This window comes from Bacillus sp. N3378-2at, assembly GCF_033412715.1.
GTDB classification, from domain to species: Bacteria; Bacillota; Bacilli; order Bacillales; family Bacillaceae; genus Bacillus; species Bacillus subtilis.
In genome coordinates, this window is record NZ_CP117986.1 from 3,433,857 (window position 1) to 3,453,891 (window position 20,035).

Annotated in this window: 18 protein-coding genes and 2 pseudogenes; 17 read left to right on the forward strand and 3 right to left on the reverse strand. The window is 43.8% G+C overall.

From position 1 onward, the window contains the following. Positions 1-13 precede the first annotated feature (13 nt). The 5 genes from rapZ to PUN35_RS18340 are packed head-to-tail and all read left to right on the forward strand — an operon-like array spanning position 14 to position 3,875. Positions 14-901, forward strand: coding sequence for an RNase adapter RapZ (gene rapZ / locus PUN35_RS18320; RefSeq protein ID WP_003243903.1), 888 nt, complete (start codon positions 14-16; stop codon positions 899-901). 1 nt (position 902) lies between these two features. Then, positions 903-1,856 carry a gluconeogenesis morphogenetic factor gene (gene mgfK, locus PUN35_RS18325; protein WP_003244450.1) on the forward strand — a complete coding sequence of 318 codons (954 nt, stop codon included), beginning with the start codon at positions 903-905 and terminating at the stop codon, positions 1,854-1,856. A gap of 22 nt (positions 1,857-1,878) precedes the next feature. Then, positions 1,879-2,829, forward strand: coding sequence for a DNA-binding protein WhiA (gene whiA, locus PUN35_RS18330; RefSeq protein WP_003228147.1), 951 nt, complete (start codon positions 1,879-1,881; stop codon positions 2,827-2,829). A 23-nt stretch (positions 2,830-2,852) separates the two neighbouring features. Further along, entirely contained in the window at positions 2,853-3,110 is a 258-nt protein-coding gene (locus tag PUN35_RS18335) for an HPr family phosphocarrier protein (protein ID WP_003219835.1), read from the forward strand. Beyond that, positions 3,111-3,875 (forward strand): arylamine N-acetyltransferase family protein, encoded by a 765-nt coding sequence (locus PUN35_RS18340; protein ID WP_015251150.1) that lies wholly within the window; start codon positions 3,111-3,113, stop codon positions 3,873-3,875. Positions 3,876-3,910: 35 nt separating this feature from the next. Here PUN35_RS18340 and PUN35_RS18345 read toward each other — a convergent pair. Continuing rightward, a pseudogene (locus PUN35_RS18345) lies at positions 3,911-4,119 on the reverse strand (hypothetical protein). Between the two features lie 146 nt (positions 4,120-4,265). On the opposite strand from PUN35_RS18345, the gene psdR reads away from it, so the two are divergent. The 4 genes from psdR to psdB all read left to right on the forward strand — a co-directional run bounded on the left by psdR (position 4,266) and on the right by psdB (position 8,820). Further along, positions 4,266-4,979 carry a two-component system response regulator PsdR gene (gene psdR, locus PUN35_RS18350; RefSeq protein ID WP_014481000.1) on the forward strand — a complete coding sequence of 238 codons (714 nt, stop codon included), beginning with the start codon at positions 4,266-4,268 and terminating at the stop codon, positions 4,977-4,979. Next, positions 4,973-6,043 (forward strand): two-component sensor histidine kinase PsdS, encoded by a 1,071-nt coding sequence (gene psdS / locus PUN35_RS18355; protein ID WP_014480999.1) that lies wholly within the window; start codon positions 4,973-4,975, stop codon positions 6,041-6,043. The genes psdR and psdS overlap by 7 nt, the downstream gene beginning before the upstream one ends. 82 nt (positions 6,044-6,125) lie before the next feature. Continuing rightward, a complete protein-coding gene (gene psdA, locus PUN35_RS18360; protein WP_014480998.1) occupies positions 6,126-6,905 on the forward strand; it encodes a lantibiotic ABC transporter ATP-binding protein PsdA in 780 nt (259 codons plus the stop codon). Next, positions 6,880-8,820, forward strand: a complete 1,941-nt coding sequence (psdB, locus tag PUN35_RS18365) for a lantibiotic ABC transporter permease PsdB (RefSeq protein ID WP_014480997.1) — start codon at positions 6,880-6,882, stop codon at positions 8,818-8,820. The genes psdA and psdB overlap by 26 nt, the downstream gene beginning before the upstream one ends. Positions 8,821-8,856: 36 nt before the next feature. On the opposite strand, the gene PUN35_RS18370 is transcribed toward psdB, so the two are convergent. Then, the gene (locus PUN35_RS18370) at positions 8,857-9,834 is read right to left on the reverse strand and encodes a 2-hydroxyacid dehydrogenase (RefSeq protein WP_072592561.1); all 978 of its coding nucleotides are present in this window, start codon (positions 9,832-9,834) and stop codon (positions 8,857-8,859) included. Positions 9,835-10,216: 382 nt separating this feature from the next. Here PUN35_RS18370 and PUN35_RS18375 point away from each other — a divergent pair, with 382 nt between their 5' ends. Further along, complete coding sequence (locus PUN35_RS18375; protein ID WP_031601027.1) at positions 10,217-10,810, forward strand: beta-class carbonic anhydrase; 594 nt, start codon at positions 10,217-10,219, stop codon at positions 10,808-10,810. An 18-nt stretch (positions 10,811-10,828) separates the two neighbouring features. After that, entirely contained in the window at positions 10,829-12,421 is a 1,593-nt protein-coding gene (locus PUN35_RS18380) for a SulP family inorganic anion transporter (RefSeq protein WP_014480994.1), read from the forward strand. Positions 12,422-12,447: 26 nt separating this feature from the next. Here the strand turns inward: PUN35_RS18380 and PUN35_RS18385 are convergent. Continuing rightward, positions 12,448-12,769: pseudogene (locus tag PUN35_RS18385) on the reverse strand (MazG nucleotide pyrophosphohydrolase domain-containing protein). Between the two features lie 116 nt (positions 12,770-12,885). Between PUN35_RS18385 and PUN35_RS18390 the strand changes: the two are divergent. The 6 genes from PUN35_RS18390 to mdxG all read left to right on the forward strand — a co-directional run bounded on the left by PUN35_RS18390 (position 12,886) and on the right by mdxG (position 20,033). Beyond that, positions 12,886-13,461: an LOG family protein gene (locus PUN35_RS18390; protein ID WP_003228180.1), complete on the forward strand. Its 576-nt coding sequence runs from the start codon at positions 12,886-12,888 to the stop codon at positions 13,459-13,461. A 205-nt stretch (positions 13,462-13,666) separates the two neighbouring features. Continuing rightward, entirely contained in the window at positions 13,667-14,617 is a 951-nt protein-coding gene (locus tag PUN35_RS18395) for a LacI family DNA-binding transcriptional regulator (RefSeq protein WP_014480991.1), read from the forward strand. A gap of 112 nt (positions 14,618-14,729) precedes the next feature. After that, complete coding sequence (gene mdxD / locus PUN35_RS18400) at positions 14,730-16,496, forward strand: maltogenic alpha-amylase (RefSeq protein ID WP_033881301.1); 1,767 nt, start codon at positions 14,730-14,732, stop codon at positions 16,494-16,496. A gap of 95 nt (positions 16,497-16,591) precedes the next feature. Further along, the gene (gene mdxE / locus PUN35_RS18405) at positions 16,592-17,845 is read left to right on the forward strand and encodes a maltodextrin ABC transporter substrate-binding protein MdxE (RefSeq protein WP_014480989.1); all 1,254 of its coding nucleotides are present in this window, start codon (positions 16,592-16,594) and stop codon (positions 17,843-17,845) included. A gap of 40 nt (positions 17,846-17,885) precedes the next feature. Continuing rightward, entirely contained in the window at positions 17,886-19,196 is a 1,311-nt protein-coding gene (gene mdxF, locus PUN35_RS18410) for a maltodextrin ABC transporter permease MdxF (protein WP_014480988.1), read from the forward strand. Beyond that, a complete protein-coding gene (mdxG, locus tag PUN35_RS18415) occupies positions 19,197-20,033 on the forward strand; it encodes a maltodextrin ABC transporter permease MdxG (RefSeq protein ID WP_014480987.1) in 837 nt (278 codons plus the stop codon). The last annotated feature ends 2 nt before the right edge of the window (positions 20,034-20,035 follow it).

Here is a 20,035-nt window from a genome sequence, read left to right on the forward strand (position 1 = left end):
AGGGGGGAGAAAGATGAGTGTTAGTGAATCACATGATATTCAGCTTGTCATTATAACCGGAATGTCGGGAGCGGGGAAAACTGTCGCGATTCAAAGCTTTGAAGATCTCGGCTATTTCTGCGTCGATAATCTTCCGCCTTCATTGCTTCCGAAGTTTTTAGAGCTGATGAAGGAATCAAATTCGAAAATGAGCAAAGTTGCGCTCGTGATGGATCTGCGTGGCCGCGAATTTTTTGACCGGCTGATTGAAGCGCTGGATGAAATGGCCGAAAATCCGTGGATCACACCGCGAATTTTATTCCTGGACGCGAAGGATTCCATTCTCGTCACAAGATATAAAGAAACGAGACGCTCGCATCCGCTGGCAGCGACTGGCCTGCCGCTTGAAGGCATCGCGCTGGAACGAGAGCTGCTTGAGGAATTAAAAGGCCGCTCTCAAATCATTTACGATACGTCTGACATGAAGCCGCGTGATTTGCGTGAAAAAATCGTGAAGCACTTTGCGACAAACCAAGGAGAGACATTTACCGTAAATGTGATGTCATTTGGTTTTAAATACGGTATTCCAATTGATGCAGATCTCGTCTTTGATGTCAGATTTTTGCCGAATCCGTACTATATCGAAAGCATGCGGCCGCTGACTGGCAAGGATAAAGAGGTTTCCTCTTACGTCATGAAGTGGAATGAAACACAAAAGTTCAATGAGAAATTAATTGATCTGCTGAGCTTTATGCTTCCATCTTATAAAAGAGAAGGAAAAAGCCAGGTTGTCATTGCGATCGGCTGCACAGGGGGCCAGCACCGCTCTGTGACATTAGCCGAGAATTTAGCTGATTATTTCAAAAAGGATTACTATACTCATGTTACTCACCGGGACATTGAAAAGAGAAGCCGGAAATAAGATGGGACAAAAGCCGAAAATCGCAATCTTTGGCGGCGGTACAGGTCTTTCTGTATTGCTTCGGGGCCTAAAGCATAAACCCGTTGACATCACGGCCATTGTAACAGTTGCCGATGATGGGGGAAGCTCTGGCCGTCTGCGGAATGAACTGAAAATTCCGCCTCCCGGAGACATCAGAAATGTGCTTGCCGCTTTATCCGATGTGGAGCCGCTTGTTGAAGATCTTTTTCAGCACCGCTTCAATAAAGGGAATGACTTAACAGGCCATTCTCTCGGGAATTTGATTTTGGCAGCGATGACAAATATAACCGGTGATTTTTTTCACGCTGTCACAGAAATGAGCAAGGTGCTGAATGTCAGAGGAAAGGTTTTGCCGGCTGCCAATGCCAGTGTCGTTTTGCATGCTGAGATGGAAGATGGCCGCGTGGTCTCAGGCGAGTCAACGATCCCGGAATACGGACAGCGCATTAAGCGTGTTTTTCTCACGCCTGAACAGATTGATCCGCTGCCGGAAACAATAGACGTAATCAGGGAAGCGGATTTGATTATTATCGGCCCGGGAAGTCTCTATACAAGCATTCTGCCCAATTTGCTCGTCCCAAAAATCGGGGAAGAAGTGATAAAGGCGCCGGCGAAAAAAGTATACATTTGCAACGTGATGACTCAGCCCGGCGAAACGCTCCATTACACCGCTGCTGATCATGTGAAAGCGCTCAATCAGCATATGGGCTGCGGTTTTATTGATACGATATTAGTGAACAGTGAAGACATTCCCGACGAAATAAAACGTAAGTACGAAATGGAATCGGCGCGTCCTGTTGATTTTGATATCGAAGAGCTGAAAGCGATGGGGCTTGAAGTCATCAGAGATCAAATTGTAACGTATAAAAATGACGTAATACGTCACGATACACATAAAGTGGCCTCTCTTCTTGTTGATTTACTGAAAGAATGAAGCCTTGAAATGAGGTGGCTATATGTCATTTGCATCAGAAACAAAAAAAGAATTAACGAATCTGGAAGTGAAGGACTGCTGCATTAATGCCGAGCTGTCTGCACTCATTCGGATGAATGGAGCTTTATCATTTACAAACCGCCATCTCGTACTCGATGTTCAAACCGAAAACGCGGCGATTGCCCGCCGCATCTATACATTGCTGAAAAAACAATATGATGTGTCGGTCGAGCTGCTGGTCAGAAAGAAAATGCGGCTGAAAAAGAATAACGTCTATATTGTGCGTTTTTCAGAAAATGCAAAAACGATCTTAGAGGATTTAAAAATACTCGGGGAGAATTTTGTGTTTGAACGAAGTATTTCGAAAGAGCTGGTTAAAAAGAGGTGCTGCAAGCGTTCTTATATGAGAGGAGCATTTTTGGCAGGAGGTTCGGTCAATAACCCGGAAACCTCCTCGTATCATTTAGAAATCTTCTCTCTTTATAAGGAGCATAACGATTCATTATGTGACCTGTTAAATGAGTTTCAGTTAAACAGCAAAACGCTTGAACGGAAAAAAGGCTATATTACCTATTTAAAAGAGGCTGAAAAGATTACAGAGTTTCTGAACGTAATTGGCGCTCACAATTCGCTTCTGCGATTTGAGGATGTCAGAATCGTCCGGGACATGAGAAATTCGGTCAACCGCCTCGTCAATTGTGAAACAGCCAACTTAAACAAAACGATCGGCGCATCGCTGAGACAGGTGGAAAATATTAAATACATCGATGAAAGAATCGGCCTGGAGGCGCTGCCTGAAAAACTTCGGGAAATTGCGCAGCTTCGGATTGATTATCAGGAAGTGACGCTGAAAGAGCTGGGGGAAATGGTAGCAAGCGGGAAAATCAGCAAATCAGGGATCAATCACAGGCTGAGAAAACTTGACGAAATCGCAGAACAGCTGCGGACTGGGCAAACCGTCACTTTAAAATAACCGTAAAGAAAAGGGGAGATCTTATGGTTCAACAGAAAGTGGAAGTTCGATTAAAGACAGGACTGCAAGCACGTCCTGCTGCTTTGTTTGTACAAGAAGCAAACCGGTTTACGTCAGATGTGTTTCTTGAGAAGGATGGGAAAAAAGTAAACGCCAAAAGCATCATGGGGCTGATGAGCCTGGCGGTAAGCACAGGCACTGAGGTTACCTTGATTGCCCAGGGAGAAGATGAACAAGAGGCGCTGGAGAAGCTGGCAGCTTACGTTCAAGAAGAAGTTTAGGTGATAAAAATGAGTGACTTTCTAAAAGACTGCTTTCAGAAAATCGGCTGGGAGAAAGATCATGTCAGCTTCGGCGATCTTCCCCTTTTTCTCAAAGCAATGGCATACCGTTTTCCATTCGAAAACCGTGCCGTACTTGCAAAAGAGAATTATAAGATCACAAAAGAAGAGCTATGGCGACGTCTGCTCAAAGATCAGCACGGCGGCCTATGCTACGATTTAAATGGTTTTCTTTATTTTGTCTTGCGTGAGGCTGGGTTTCATGTGAAGCTCATTCGAGGAACGGTTTATGCAGGCGATCAAGAGGGATGGGCACTAGAAGGGACGCATGCTGCTGTATGGCTGTCTGCGGAAAACGGCGATTACCTCGTTGATATCGGCTTCGGCATCAACCTGGCGCTCCAGCCGATACCGCTTTCCGGAGAAACGGTACAGTCACCAGTCGGGTCATTCCGAATCAAAAGAGAAGAGACAGAAAAGGGCAGCCATGTTCTGCTGATGGACAAGGGAGAAGGCTGGCAAATCGGGTACGCCTTTACTCTTGAAGAGAGTGATCTCGGTGATTTAGATAACATGAAGGACATCATTCACTCTCATGAAAAATCTCCTTTTAACAAATCCCCGCTTGCCTCAAAGCTGACGCCGAGCGGAAGGATGGTCATGTCAGAGCGCCATTTTACGATTCATGAAAACGGCAGTGACATTCAAAAAAGTGACATTGGCCCTTCAGAATTTGAAGAGAAATTAAATACTCATTTTTTGTAACGTGAAAAGCTTGCAGGTTATCTGCAAGCTTTTTCTTATGAACAAGTGTAGATTGCTGTATCAAATGCATCTTCTGGGATATACAGTTTTCCCTTTTCGTATTTATAAGGAATTTCATTCTCTATAAAACACTCTTTGGTATAGTCAGTTAGTGTATCCCAATTTCTATGTATTTCCCGGTATAGTTGGGCTGACATGCTGAAAGAATTGACGTTATTGCCAGAAACAGCATGATTTTCTTCATCACGACACCTGCCTATTATGAAAATTTTACCTTTATCATTCTATTATAACAAAAAGAAAAAGTCCGATTTGCTTTTCCGCACATGCTATAATAATTTTGGAATCTTCTAGAAAAACCATCGTGATGTACATATAAGGGGGATCAACGTGTATCGGATTTTGCTTGTGGAAGATGATGAGCGGATTGCTTCTTTGCTGGGCGGTCATCTTCAAAAATACGGATATGAAGTGAAAATTGCTGAACAGCTGAATGATATAAAATTGGAATTTGCAGAAATGAAGCCTGATCTTGTGCTGCTTGATATCAACCTGCCTTTTTTTGACGGATTTTATTGGTGCAGGCAAATCCGTACCATTTCCAATGCGCCGATTATCTTTATATCGGCACGGATCGATGAGCTGAATCAGGTAATGGCGATTGAAAATGGCGGCGATGATTATATCACAAAGCCGTTCCATCTAGAGGTAGTGATGGCCAAAATCAAAAGCGTCCTGCGCCGCACATATGGTGAATATTCGCCCTCTTTGCCGCAGGAATCTAGAATAGTGGAGCTTGGTGGGCTGACGATTTATCCTGATCAAAATGAGGCCGAATGGAACAGCTCCCGTATTCTGTTTTCCCAAAAAGAATTTCAGCTTCTCTCTATTTTTGTGAGGGAGCATAAAAAAATTGTTTCTCGTGATGAACTATTGGAGGCGTTATGGGATGACGTTGATTTTGTCGATGACAATACGTTAACGGTCAATGTCAACCGGCTGCGGAGAAAACTGGAGAATGCCGGACTGAAAGATTGCATTTCCACAATCAGAGGACAAGGCTATCAATTTCAAGTCAATCGGAAGGATGAAGCGGAGTGTTAAAGACTTATCTCATCGACCGCTTAGCCATTATTCTATTTTCATTATTAGGGATAGGGTCCGCCATGCTGATTGCGTATTTAAGCATTGTAGAGAGCGGCGCAGAACCTTCCAAAGAAAATATGATGTACATATGGATTTTGCCCGGTACTCTTTTAGCCGCAGGTTTTGCTGCTGATTATGTTCGGCAATTTTCCTTTCTCACATATGTTAAAAAGCTTGCAGAACAAGTCTCTTCTTCGAATGACATCGGACAGTCTTTGAAAGCCAGAAAGCCAAGAACAGGAGAGCAAGCGCTTTGGACGAAGATGATCAACGCACTCGGGCAGCAATACGAAAGCAGGCTCTCACAATATATCAATCAGCAAAAACAGCATTATACCTTCACCAACCAATGGGTCCACCATATGAAAACACCGGTATCCGTCATATCCTTAATGATTCAGGAAGGAAAAAACGGAACTTCATCCTCTTTTCCGACGTTTTTAGAGGAGCTGGAGGATGAGAATGAGAGATTTCGCCACGGTCTTGATATGATGCTGCAAACGGCCCGGCTGGAGGAATTTGCATTTGATGTAAAGCCGCAAACCTTTGATTTGACAGAAATGGTTCGTTCACTGATCAATCAGGAAAAACGTCAGTTTATTAAACGGCGCCTTTTTCCAACATTACATGTGCCGCCAAATGCCGTTCAGATTTCCAGTGATCAAAAGTGGCTTTCCTTTGTTGTCGAGCAAATCCTTTTCAACGCCTTAAAATATTCAAAGCAAGGTGTGGGAGACCCTATTACAATCCGGATTGAAACACAGGGACATGAGACGCGCTTGTCGGTTGCCGACGAAGGAATCGGTATACCGCCGCAGGATCTGCCGCGGATTTTTGACGCGTTTTTTACCGGAGAAAACGGACGAACCATGAAAGAGGCAACTGGAATGGGCCTTTATTTGGCAAAACAGGTGTGCAGCCGTCTCGGCCATAAACTGTATGCGGAATCAAAAGAAGGGGCTGGCACTGTGATGACCATCGTGTTTTCAAGTGACACCCTCGTGAATGTGACAGCATTGTAAGGTTGGGGAGCGGAATTGCAAGAAAGTTCGATGGGAGGATGCTGACTTCCTTTTTATAATAAAGAAAAAGGAGGAGCAGAACATGAACGTGTTGCAAACAACGAACCTATCGAAAACGTACTATTCAAATAAAGGAACAATATCATACCAAGCGCTCAGCGCCTTTGATCTCAGTGTGTCAAAAGGGGAATTTGTCGGGATTATGGGGCCGTCGGGAAGCGGAAAAACCACGCTTTTGAATTTGCTGGCTACCATTGATAAGCCGACCCAGGGCGAGATGATGATCAACGGCATTCAGCCGAAAACGTTAAAGGACCAAGAGCTGGCTTTGTTTCGCAGAAGAGAACTCGGCTTCGTCTTTCAGGATTTTAATCTGCTTGATACGCTGACGATTCGTGAAAATATTCTCTTGCCGCTCGCATTGGATAAGGTAAAGCTGAGAGAAATGGAAGCCCGATTGGATGAACTGGCGGATACGCTGCAAATCAAGCATATTCTCGATCACCGCACATATGAGGTGTCGGGCGGACAGCAGCAGCGGGCAGCCTGTGCCAGAGCGATTATTCACAATCCGGCGCTCATTCTTGCTGATGAACCGACAGGAAACCTCGACTCAAAATCGGCAAAGCAAGTGATGAACACACTGGCTCAGCTGAATGAGGAAAAGGAAGCGACGACTCTGTTGGTTACGCATGATGCCACAGCAGCAAGTTTCTGTAAACGAATTGTTTTTATTAAAGACGGACGTTTCTTTTCAGAGATTCACAGAGGAATAAACAGGCAGGTGTTTTATCAAAGTATATTGGATACCTTGAGTGTGTTGGGAGGCGATTTTCATGAATTTGAGAACTATCGCCCGTAAAAACATTCTTGGGAATCTGCAACGGTATGTGGCCTACTTTTTAAGCTGTGTGTTTGCCGTTTCGGTGTTTTTTGTCTTCACATCATTTATTTTTCATCCTGATGTCAATGAAGACAATATATATGGCGGAAGCCTTGTCAAAACATGCTTGAGCGCAGCTCTTGTTGTCATCATTGTGTTTTGTATATTTTTCATCACATATTCCAATTCAGCGTTTTTGCAGGCAAGAAAGAAAGAGTTTGGGCTGCTGACACTGTTTGGCACATCAAAGCAGCAGCTTCGCAAGATGATTTATTATGAGCAGTCACTTATTTCTCTTGCGGCGATTGCGGCCGGCATTGGAGCAGGCCTGTTATTTTCAAAACTGTTTTTTATGATTATGACATGGATGCTCAGCGTGAAGGTGCCGATTTCGTTTGCCATTGTGCCGAAAGCGTTTGTGATGACAATTGCCGGCTTTCTCATCCTGTTTCAGACGCTGCTCATTTTATCACTGGGACGGATTCGGAAGCTGGAAATCATTGAACTGATTAAATCGGCCAAAAAGCCGAAAAGTTTGCCGGTTTATTCGAAATGGCTCACTGTATTGTCTTTGCTATGTCTTGGCAGTGGTTATTATCTATCTGCAACAGCCAATGCCATTGACATGATGTTTCGGGTATTTCCAATTTTGATTTTAGTGTTAGTTGGCACGTATTTCTTTTTTACACAAAGCAGTGTGGCGTTTTTCCGCATGCTGTACCGAAAGAAACACAGCTTCTACAAAGGCACGAATATCATTGTGCGTTCCAACATGATATTCAGGCTGAAGGATCATGCACGCATGCTGTTTTTAACCTCTGTCATTACAGCGGTCATATTAACAGCTACAGGTGTCATCTATATGTTTTATTCCGATTTACAAAGGCAGGAGGAGCAAAGCATTCCTCAGTCTGTTTCCTGGGTGGAAAAGGATGCTTCCCGCTTTCAGGTCATGAAGCCTGAGACGGCTGAGAATACATTGAAAAAAGCTCATGCTGTTATCAAGTATAAGGTGGATGCCACAGGGATTCCTGTCACTTTTCAGTCAGACTTGCCGTATGGAAATAAGAAGATGGAAGCGGAAGCTCTGCTGATTTCAGAAAAAGTCTATAATCAAGTCGCAAAGGAAAAAGGGTTCCCAGTTATTCATTTACAAGAAAATGAAGCATTTATTAATGTTTCTTTTCAAATGATGGTGAAAGACACATTTGGAGAAGGGGAAACAGCAGCATTTCATATGAAGTCAGGAAAAACCCTATCCTACGTCATGAAAAAGCAGCAAAACAAAGGGATATTGATGTCTGTTGATGGAGTCAGCCGTTTATTGGTTGTCAGCGAAAAGAGCTTTGGCAGTCTGTCACAGGATGTGCCGCTGAAGGAACAGATGAGAATGGTAGGTTATGAGCTTGAGCATTGGCAGGAGACGGTGGATGTCTCTGAAAAGCTTGAAAACATGGTGCCGAAAGAACATACATCTGATTTTCAAACACGTGCTCCTAGTTATCAAATTGTGAAGCAGGGAGTTGCATTAATGCTGTTTATTGGTCTGTTTGTCAGCGTGCTGTTTTTTATCGTGCAAGGAAGCATGCTGTATTTGCGGATGTTTACGGAAATAGAAGATACGAGAGTGCAGGTGTTAGCCTTAAAAAGGATAGGGGTTACGGACAAAGAGATTCACTCGATCCTTGGAAAGCAAATAGGATTTTTATTCTTCATCCCATTTATCGCAGGTACGATTCACGCGGGCTTTGCGTATGCAGCGTTAAGTAATATGCTGAATTCCAATTTATTTCTTGAGGCCGTAATTGTCATCTTCATTTATTTTGTATTCCAGGCTGTTTATTATATCGTCACCCGCCATATTTATAAGCGTGCTGTTCTTCAGCGTATGTAATAGAAATCCGGTCTGTTATCAGACCGGATTTTTGATTTATTGAAATTCTCTTGTGAGATTTTTCGGTGTTTGTCCTTGAATGGCTGCGATCATATTTTCGGCAGCCTGTTTACACATGTTGAAGCGCACTTTAGCTGTTGCTGAACCGATATGAGGAAGCAGCGTGACATTATCCAGCTGCAGGAGCGGATTATCTTGGGAGACAGGCTCTTTTTCGTATACATCTAGGCCGGCTCCCCTGATCCAGCCTTCCTGAAGAGCGCGAATCAGTGCTTTCTCATCAACTGTCTTTCCCCGGGAAATATTGACGAAAATTGCTGAATCCTTCATCAACTTAAATTCGCGTTCTCCTATCATGTGATAGGTTTCATCAGTCAGCGGCGTAATGAGAAGAATAAAATCAGATCGCTCCAGCAATGTATCAAGCTCTGCATACTTAACGCCGATGCTATCTTCTGTTTCTTGTTTGCGATGTCGGTTATGATAAAGCACTTCCATATCAAAACCAAATTTGGCGCGTCTCGCTGCTTGTTCTCCTATTCTGCCCATGCCGATAATGCCTAATGTTTGATGATGAACATCAATTCCGAAAAGCGCTTCCTCTTCCACGGTCCCCCATTTTCCTGCCCTGACAAAACGGTCAAGTTCGGCAACACGTCTGGCGGAAGATAGAATCAGAGAAAAGGCCAGATCTGCAACTGTGTCATCCAGTGTATAAGGTGTATGAGTGCCGATTACTCCTCTTTCTTTCATTGCTTCTATATCGAAATTATCGTAGCCTACTGATTGGTTGCTGACCACTTTGAGCTTAGGAGCGTGTTCCAGCAACTCACGATTGATTGACGGTCCGGACGTCCCTGATGTTAAAAGCCCTTCCGCTTCTTTTAATTTTTCAAATAGCACGTCACTCGGAAGCGTATCCTCCTGCCATACTTCATAACGGCAATGTTCTCCGATGAATGCTTCAATCTCTTCAGGAATCGGTTTTGTGATAAATACAAATGGTTTCAACAAGGCTCCCCCTTTATGGCTGTTGTCTATTTCATTATATCGGAAATAAATAGATGTTAAAAATATAGCTGCGTTTTTTTAATTTCTGGTTCTTTTGAACTTAAAATGAAGATAGAACAGCTAAATCTGCTTAAAAAAGTTTTTTAATTATCAGAATTCACCCATATTTTTTGTCAGACAAATCATCGATATACGAACTGCAGCCGGATTATAGGATTCATTAAATATAAATTTTATTATCTTTGAAAGATATAAATGTTTATGTTTTGATTATACAGTCCAATTATAGTGTCTTTTTTTGAAATCCTTTTCTTGGCTTATTCCTATGCTATAATTCCTTACTGTAAGCTGGGTAAGAAGGCTTGCAAAATCATATGGATGGGAGATGAATCAAATGGTTTCTTTAACATCAATTTTGGAACACAATCAGCGGTTTGTCAGTGAGAAGAAGTATGAACCGTACAAAACGACAAAGTTTCCTTCGAAAAAGCTCGTCATTGTCACCTGTATGGATACAAGGCTTACAGAACTTCTTCCGCAAGCAATGGGGCTTAAAAACGGTGATGCTAAAATTGTAAAAAACGCGGGAGCCATCGTTTCTCACCCATTTGGAAGCGTGATGCGAAGCATACTGGTCGCGATTTATGAATTGCAGGCTGAAGCGGTATGCATTGTCGGCCATCATGAATGCGGAATGTCTGGGCTGAATGCGTCCTCGATTCTTGAGAAAGCAAAGGAACGCGGGGTGGAGGATAGCTGCCTGAATTTGCTGACGAGCGCCGGACTCGATTTGAAAACGTGGCTGACTGGTTTTCACAGCGTAGAAGAAAGCGTTTCCCACAGTGTGAACATGATTAAGAATCATCCGCTGCTTCCGAAAAAAGTGCCGGTTCACGGACTTGTCATTCATCCTGAAACAGGAAAACTTGATGTGGTCATTAACGGTTATGAAACTGAGCTTATAAACAATCACTCATAAGGGAGGTTATAATAAAATATGCGATTCTCAGGGAGATTCAAGGGATACAATTTGCAGAAATTTCAGAAAGACTTGATTGCAGGTATCGTAGTAGGTGTCGTGGCAATTCCTTTAGGAATGGCGTTTGCCATTGCCTCGGGAGTCGAGCCTGAATATGGGCTGTACACTGTTGTTATAGCAGGGATTTGTATTTCTTTGTTTGGAGGATCAAAATATCAGATTGGCGGTCCGACGGGCGCCTTTGTCCCGATTTTATTCGGCATTGTCATGCAATACGGCTTGGAAAATCTGCTGATTGCGGGGTTTATGGCAGGAGTGATGCTGGTGCTGTTTGGGCTGTTTAAGCTCGGAAAAATAATGAAATTCGTGCCCAAACCCGTTATCGTCGGTTTTACAGCCGGAATTGCCGTGCTGATCTTTACGGAACAAATCGCTAATTTTCTCGGATTGAGAAATGTTGAAAAACATGAGAACTTTCATCACAACATGTTTGAAATTGTGCAGCAGCTCGGCACCTTTAACGTATATGCCATTTTGACAGCTGTGATCGGGCTCGTCATTTTGCTTGTATCCGCCAAGGTGATGCCTAAAGTGCCGGGCGCTTTGTTGGCGCTTCTTATTTCCACAGTGGTCGCGGTTGTCTTTTTCCCTGACCGCATGGCAACGATCGGGTCAACTTATGGAGAAATCCCCCGCCATTTGCCGGAATTTCAGTTTCCTGAGCTTACTTTGGATAAAATGGTTATGCTGTTTCCGGCTGCGCTTGTCATCGCGCTTCTTGGAGGACTTGAGTCGATTTTGTCCGCAATGGTCGCTGATAACATGAAGGGCTCAAAGCATGACAGCAACAAGGAGCTTGTCGGCCAGGGGATTGCGAATATGGCAGCGCCCCTGTTTGGCGGAATCCCGGCTACAGGAGCGATTGCGAGAACGGCGACCAATATAAAAAACGGAGCGGTTTCCCCAGTTTCCGGCGTCGTTCACGGCGTAGTCGTTCTCCTTGTCCTGCTTGTATTTGCGCCTTATGCGTCCCATGTGCCGCTCGCCAGTATGGCACCGATTCTCATGGTGGTCGCATGGAATATGAGTGAGCGCAAGGAAGTCGCAAACATGCTGAGACTGAAAAATGCTGATTCCTTTATTTTGGCGGCGACCTTCGCCCTTACGGTTCTGTTTGACTTAATCATCGGTGTGGCAACCGGATTGCTGCTTGCATTCGTGTTCTTTATCAGAAGAATGAGCGAAGCGACCCGCATCCACAATCAGGAAACGCATCCTGTTCTGGCGAAGAGAGAAGATCCATCTGTCAGCATGTATGCCATAGAAGGGCCGCTGTTTTTCGGATCAATTGATTCCCTTGAATCGTCATTGCTGGAGCATGTACAGAAAAAACCGAAAACCCTTATTCTGCTCATGAATAAGGTGCACTATATGGATACGTCAGCTGAAGCGGTGCTTGGGAACATTATGAATCGAATTAAGCGCCACAATGGAAAGCTGATGATTGTAGGATTGCAATCGCAGCCAAAGGAGCTGCTGCATAAAACAGGCCTTTTTCACAAAATAGGAAAGCAGCATTTCTTTGATCACCATGATGAAATCACAGGTTAAAAAAAGCGGCCATCGCGGCCGCTTTTTTATGCATGCTCAAATCGTTTTGTCAGTTTTTCTTGGTGGGCCTTCATGACGTCTTCTAAAGAGACACCATACATATCAGCAAGAATGGCGATATTTCCGATGACATCTCCCATTTCTTCAATCAATTCTTGTTTTTGCTCAGCGCGTGACGATTCTTTCTCATCCGGCCGGTCTCTGCCGATTTCATACGCCCTGACAGCCCGGGCCAATTCTCCGGCTTCCTCCATTAAAAAGCCGACGCGAATAAAAGGTCCGTATTCTGTCCAGCCTCTTTTTTTCGTAAAACTCTTTCATCCATTTTTCTGCATCAGCCAGCTCCAACCTCATCACTCCTGCATTCTTTATGTATTTCATATTGATATTATCACATGGAGATGGGACAATATATAGTGTGTTTTTGAATGTTTAACACGATATATAGATGCGGAGATGACAAGTTGAAAACCATTTGTGTATTTGCGGGATCAAACCCTGGGGGAAATGAAGCGTATAAAAGAAAAGCGGCAGAGCTTGGCGTGTATATGGCTGAGCAGGGAATCGGCCTTGTCTATGGGGGCTCCCGCGTCGGCTTGATGGGCACGATTGCCGACGCGATTATGGAAAACGGCGGAACTGCAATCGGGGTCATGCCGAGCGGTTTGTTCAGCGGGGAGGTTGTCCATCAAAACCTGACTGAGCTGATTGAAGTAAACGGGATGCATGAACGAAAGGCTAAAATGAGCGAGCTGGCGGACGGCTTTATCTCGATGCCGGGCGGCTTCGGTACATATGAAGAATTATTTGAAGTGCTGTGCTGGGCACAGATCGGCATCCACCAAAAGCCAATCGGACTGTACAATGTAAACGGATATTTTGAACCAATGATGAAAATGGTGAAATACAGCATTCAAGAAGGGTTTTCTAACGAATCGCACCTAAAACTGATTCACAGCTCGTCACGGCCGGATGAGTTAATTGAGCAAATGCAAAATTATTCTTATCCGATTTTAGAAAAAAAGTGGACAGAAATTTAAAAAAGAGACTTTCTCATGGAAGTGGAGAGAATGAGTCTGCCATCTAGCGTATGAATCCATGAAAAATCGAGTGTTTTTAACAAAATGAGGTTTCCTTAAGGGAAATCTCTTTTTTATTTCTCTTTTGCCTGCATCGTATATTTAACAGTAATAGAGGACTTTATCACTAGTTTGGATAATAAGCACAGATAAGGAGGGGATGAAAATGGCAACATTGTCAGATGTGGCAAAAAAAGCAAATGTTTCGAAAATGACGGTATCACGAGTGATCAATCACCCCGAGACGGTGACAGATGAATTGAAAAAGCTTGTTCATTCTGCGATGAAAGAGCTGAATTACATCCCTAATTATGCGGCGAGAGCGCTCGTGCAAAACAGAACACAGGTTGTGAAACTATTGATACTTGAGGAAATGGATACGACAGAACCATATTACATGAACCTGCTGACAGGAATCAGCAGGGAGCTGGATCGCAATCACTATGCTCTCCAGCTTGTGACAAGAAATTCTCTTAATATTGGCCAATGTGACGGCATTATTGCCACCGGCTTGAGAAAGAACGATTTTGAAGGTGTAATAAAAGCGTTTGAGAAGCCGCTCGTCGTATTTGGGCAAAATGAAATGGGCTATGACTTTATCGATGTGAATAACGAGAAAGGCACTTTTATGGCAACCCGCCATGTTATGGGGCTGGGGGAGCGGGAAGTTGTCTTTTTTGGCATTGATTTAGATGAGCCTTTCGAACGTGCAAGAGAACAGGGGTATATACGGGCGATGAATAAAAGCTTTAAAAAATCGAATGTGTTTCGGATCGACAACAGTTCTAAGAAAAGTGAATGCCTTGCAAGAGAACTGCTGAAATCCATGGACAATCAGGCCGCATTTGTCTGCGCATCTGATCGAATCGCGCTCGGCGTCATTCGTGCGGCGCAATCCCTTGGAAAGCGAATTCCAGAAGACGTTGCGGTTACCGGGAATGACGGTGTGTTTCTTGACCGCATCTCCTCGCCGCGCTTGACTACGGTCAGACAGCCTGTTGTTGAAATGGGGGAAGCCTGTGCGAAAATGTTACTGAAAAAAATGAATGAAGACGGTGCTGCACAAGGAAGCCTATTTTTTGAACCAGAGTTAATTGTTCGAGAATCAACGCTGTAAGCGCCTTATTCTGTTATCGGTAACAGGGTGAAAAGAATTGTTCCCGCAATTTCATCATGATACTTTCAAACTATGAGCCGGCTTCAATAAAACGGAAATCAAAGGGGGAAACATGATGGAATATGCAGCGATTCACCACCAGCCATTCAGCACAGATGCTTATTCTTATGATGGGCGGACTGTGCATATCAAGATTCGGACGAAAAAAGGTGATGCAGATCACATTCGATTCATTTGGGGTGATCCCTATGAGTACAACGACGGCAAATGGTCCGCAAACGAGCAGCCGATGAGAAAAATTGCTGCAACAGAAATGCATGACTATTGGTTTGCTGAAGTGGTGCCGCCATTTAGACGTTTACAATATGCGTTTGTTGTAACAGACGATCATGAAGATATCTTTTTCGGAAGTTCGGGTGTATGCCCTTATAACGAAAAAACACTGGAAACGATTCATTATTACTTTAAATTTCCGTTTGTTCACGAGGCTGATACATTTCAAGCGCCTGAATGGGTCAAGTCAACGGTTTGGTATCAAATTTTTCCGGAGCGTTTTGCAAATGGAAGAGAAGACTTGTCACCGAAGAATGCATTGCCGTGGGGGAGCAAGGACCCGGGCGTCAATGATTTTTTTGGAGGAGATTTGCAAGGGATTGTTGACAAGCTTGATTATTTAGAGGATTTAGGGGTGAACGGCATTTATCTGACGCCGATCTTTTCCGCGCCTTCTAATCATAAATACGACACGCTGGATTACTTTTCTATTGATCCGCATTTCGGGGATCCAGAGATTTTTCGTACATTTGTCAGCCAGCTGCATCAGCGGGGGATGAGAATTATGCTTGATGCGGTTTTTAACCATATAGGAAGCGCGTCTCCGCAATGGCAGGATGTCGTCAAAAACGGAGATCTATCCCGCTATAAGGACTGGTTCCATATTCACTCTTTTCCCGTCACAGACGACAATTATGACAGATTTGCTTTTACAGCTGATATGCCGAAGCTAAACACGGCTAATCCCGAAGTGCAGAAATATTTGCTTGATATTGCTTTGTACTGGATTCGCGAATTTGACATTGACGGCTGGCGTTTGGATGTCGCAAATGAAGTGGATCACGTGTTTTGGAAGACATTTAGGCAGGCTGTATCAGCAGAAAATCCTGATGTTTATATTTTAGGTGAGATCTGGCATTCTGCCGAACCCTGGCTTAGAGGGGATGAATTTCATGCGGCGATGAATTACCCTTTTACAGAGCCTATGATTGAATATTTTGCTGACCGGACGATTCCAGCCTCACGTATGGCTCACCGTGTCAATGCACATTTGATGAATGGAATGAAGCAGGCCAATGAGGTGATGTTTAATTTACTGGATAGCCATACAAAGCGCCTTTTGACCAGATGCCGCAATGATGAGAAGAAAGCACGCGCGTTGCTGGCCTTTATGTTTGCCCAGACAGGCTCACCATGCATCTATTACGGGACGGAAATCGGGCTGGACGGCGAAAATGATCCATTATGCCGGAAATGTATGGTTTGGGAAAAGGAGAAGCAAAACCAAGACATGCTGCGATTTATGAAACGGTTAATTGCTTTACGCAAGCAGGAAAACACTTTATTGACTGAAGGACATCTTGAGTGGAATCTGCTGGACGACAAAAATGATTTTATTAGCTTTTCGCGGACTCTTGATGAAAAAATACTGATTTATTTCTTTAATCAAGGGAATGCGGTTCAACACGTCAGTTTACGAGAGTTGAATATTGATAGGAATAAGAAAATCTGTGATGCATGGACAGAGCAGCCGCTTCATCATCACGATGTCATTGCTGTTCAGCCGGGAGAATTTTTGATTTTGAGTGCTGCCGCCCCTGTATAACATTCTGTTATCGGTAACAAATCGAAAGTTGTTGTAACCGCTTTCTATAGGACAATACAATTGTTATAGTTTCGTAAATAGAAGGGGGAAAAGAGATGGTTCTTTTAAAAAAGGGATTCGCCATATTGGCGGCATCATTCCTGGCAATCGGCCTTGCCGCCTGCCAAAGTTCAAAAAATCCAGCAAGCGCTGATGGCAAAAAGGTGCTGACTGTGTCTATCGAAGAAACGTATAAAGAATACATTGAAAGCATAAAAACAAAGTTCGAAAAAGAGAATGATGTCACAGTAAAAATTGTTGAAAAGCAAATGTTCGAACAGTTAGAAGCGCTTCCTCTTGATGGCCCGGCGGGTAATGCGCCTGATGTTATGCTTGCTGCATATGACCGGATCGGCGGTTTGGGACAGCAAGGACATTTGCTTGACATTAAGCCATCTCATACAAAAAGCTTTGGTGATAAAGAAATGCAGCAGGTGACAGTTGACGGCAAAGTGTACGGAATGCCGCTAGTCATTGAGACACTTATTTTGTATTACAACAAAGATCTCTTAAAGACAGCGCCAAAAACATTTAAAGACCTTGAAAAATTAACAGAGGATCCTCGATTCGCGTTTGCTTCGGAAAAAGGAAAATCAACCGGATTTTTAGCAAAATGGACTGACTTTTATATGTCGTACGGCTTATTGGCTGGATACGGCGGATATGTATTTGGAAAAAACGGCACAGATTCCGGGGACATCGGCCTGAACAACAAAGGGGCTGTAGAAGCGGTGAAATATGCGGAGAAATGGTTTAAAACCTATTGGCCGAAAGGGATGCAAGACAATTCAAACGCAGACGACTTTATTCAGCAGATGTTTTTAGAAGGCAAAGCGGCTGCGATCATTGGCGGTCCTTGGTCAGCTGCCAACTATAAAGAGGCTAAATTGAACTACGGAGCGGCTCCCATTCCGACATTGCCAAATGGAGAAGAATACGCTCCTTTTGCCGGCGGGAAGGGCTGGGTAGCTTCAAAATATACAAAAGAGCCCGAGCTGGCTGAAAAATGGCTTGAGTATGCCGCAAATGATGCCAATGCTTACGCTTTTTATGAGGATACAAACGAAGTTCCAGCTAACACTGCTGCAAGGAAGAAAGCCGATGAGCAAAAGAATGAACTGACGTCAGCTGTGATTAAACAATATGAAACAGCAACGCCGACTCCAAATATTCCGGAAATGGCTGAAGTATGGACAGGAGCGGAAAGTTTAATTTTTGATGCAGCTTCAGGAAAAAAATCGACACAAACATCAGCGAATGATGCTGTAAACGTCATAAAGGAAAATATTAAAGAAAAGTATGTGAAATAAAACGGCGGGATAGCGTCCGGAAGAATAGAGGGCGGAAAAAATGAATAAACATCACACACTTGCAAAGCAAAAACGAAAGGCAGGGCTTTTATCGATCATTCCAGGACTTGGGCAGATTGCGAATCAGCAATTGTCAAAGGGGCTCTTATTTCTAGCCATCACAGGCTTGTTTGCTTTTGAATTATGCGTTTTCGGTATACAGGCGCTAAGCGGATTGATGACATTGGGAAGTGTTCCCGGTGAAGATCACTCGCTGTTTATGCTGATTGAAGGCACGCTGCAATTGATCGTGACGGTGATTTTCCTCATGTTCTATATCTTTAATATTCATGATTCGCGTAAGACAGCCGCTATGAAAGCGGCGGGTTTGGAGGTCAATACAACAGCCAAGGATATGATCTGTCATGCGGGCGATAAAGGGTTTCCATATCTATTTACACTGCCGGCATATATCATGATGGTGTTTTTTGTGATTATCTTTCCGGTTTTGGTGACTCTGTTTGTTGCATTAACAAACTATGATTTTTATCATATTCCGCCTAATCGTCTGATTGACTGGGTCGGGTTTAAAAATTTCTTAAATATTTTTTTCCTTGGCTCCTATCGTGAAACATTTGTGAATGTACTGGGCTGGACGGTTATCTGGACAATCTGCGCGACAACGCTGCAAATCATTTTAGGGATTGTGACGGCACTTTTCGTCAATCAGGATTTTATAAAAGGCAAGCGGATATTTCGAATGATTTTCTTATTTCCATGGGCTGTTCCGGCTTTTATTACAATCATGAGTTTTTCCAACATGTTTAACGACAGCATAGGAGCGGTGAATGCACAGGTGATACCATTATTCAATCACCTGCCGTTTGTCGAGCTGCCTGCGATCGCGTGGAAGACTGATCCTTTCTGGACAAAGACAGCCCTCATTATGATTCAGACGTGGCTCGGCTTTCCATATATATATGTCATGGTAACGGGAGTGCTTCAGGCGATTCCAGGTGAATTGTATGAAGCGGCAAAGATTGACGGGGCCACTTTTATTCAGCGTTTTCGGCATATTACATTCCCGATGATTTTATTTGCCACAGCACCCGTGATGATTACTCAGTATACGTTTAATTTCAATAATTTCTCGATCATCTATTTATTTAATGAGGGAGGGCCAGGCAGTGCGGGAGCCGGGGCCGGATCGACCGATATCTTAATTTCGTGGATTTATAAACTGACAACAGGCACATCACCCCAATATTCCGTTGCGGCGGCTGTGACACTGTTAATTTCTTTCATTGTCATTGGAATTTCACTGATTGCTTTCAAAAAATCGAATGCTTTTGGCAATGAGGAGGTTATGTAGGTGAACGCGAGCACTGCCAGAATGCTTAATAAAATCTGTACGTATTTATTTTTGACGCTTTTAAGTATTGTCATTATATATCCGTTGCTGATTACGGCATCATCAGCCTTCCGTGTGGGGAATTCGGCGGCTTTTCAGCTCGATTTTTCGGGTCCTTGGACATTGGATCATTTTAAGCGGCTATTTGACGAAACGCTTTATCTTCATTGGTACAGCAATACACTTGTCATCGCGCTATCGGTCATGGTTTTGCAGGTTACAATCGTGACACTTGCCGGGTACTCGTACAGCCGCTATCGGTTTGCAGGCAGAAAAAAGAGCCTGATATTCTTTTTAATCATTCAAATGGTGCCAACAATGGCGGCGCTGACTGCTTTTTATGTCTTGGCGATGCTAATAGGCGCACTCGATCAATACTGGTTTTTAACAGCGATCTATATCGGCGGCGGAATTCCGATGAACACGTGGCTGATGAAAGGTTATTTTGATACTGTGCCGAGAGAAATTGATGAAGCCGCGCGAATTGACGGAGCGGGACATCTGAGGATTTTCGCTTCAATTGTTCTGCCGCTTGTTAAGCCAATGCTCGCGGTGCAAGCGCTTTGGGCATTTATGGCACCGTTTGGCGATTATTTGCTGGCGAAATTTCTGCTTCGCTCACCGGAAAGGCTGACCATCGCTGTAGGATTACAATCCTTTATTTCTAATCCGCAGCAGCAAAAAGTAGCTCTATTTGCGGCTGGTGCCATCCTTGCCGCACTGCCGATATGCGTTCTATTCTTTTTTCTCCAAAAGAACTTTGTGTCCGGTTTGACAGCCGGCGGAACAAAGGGGTAATT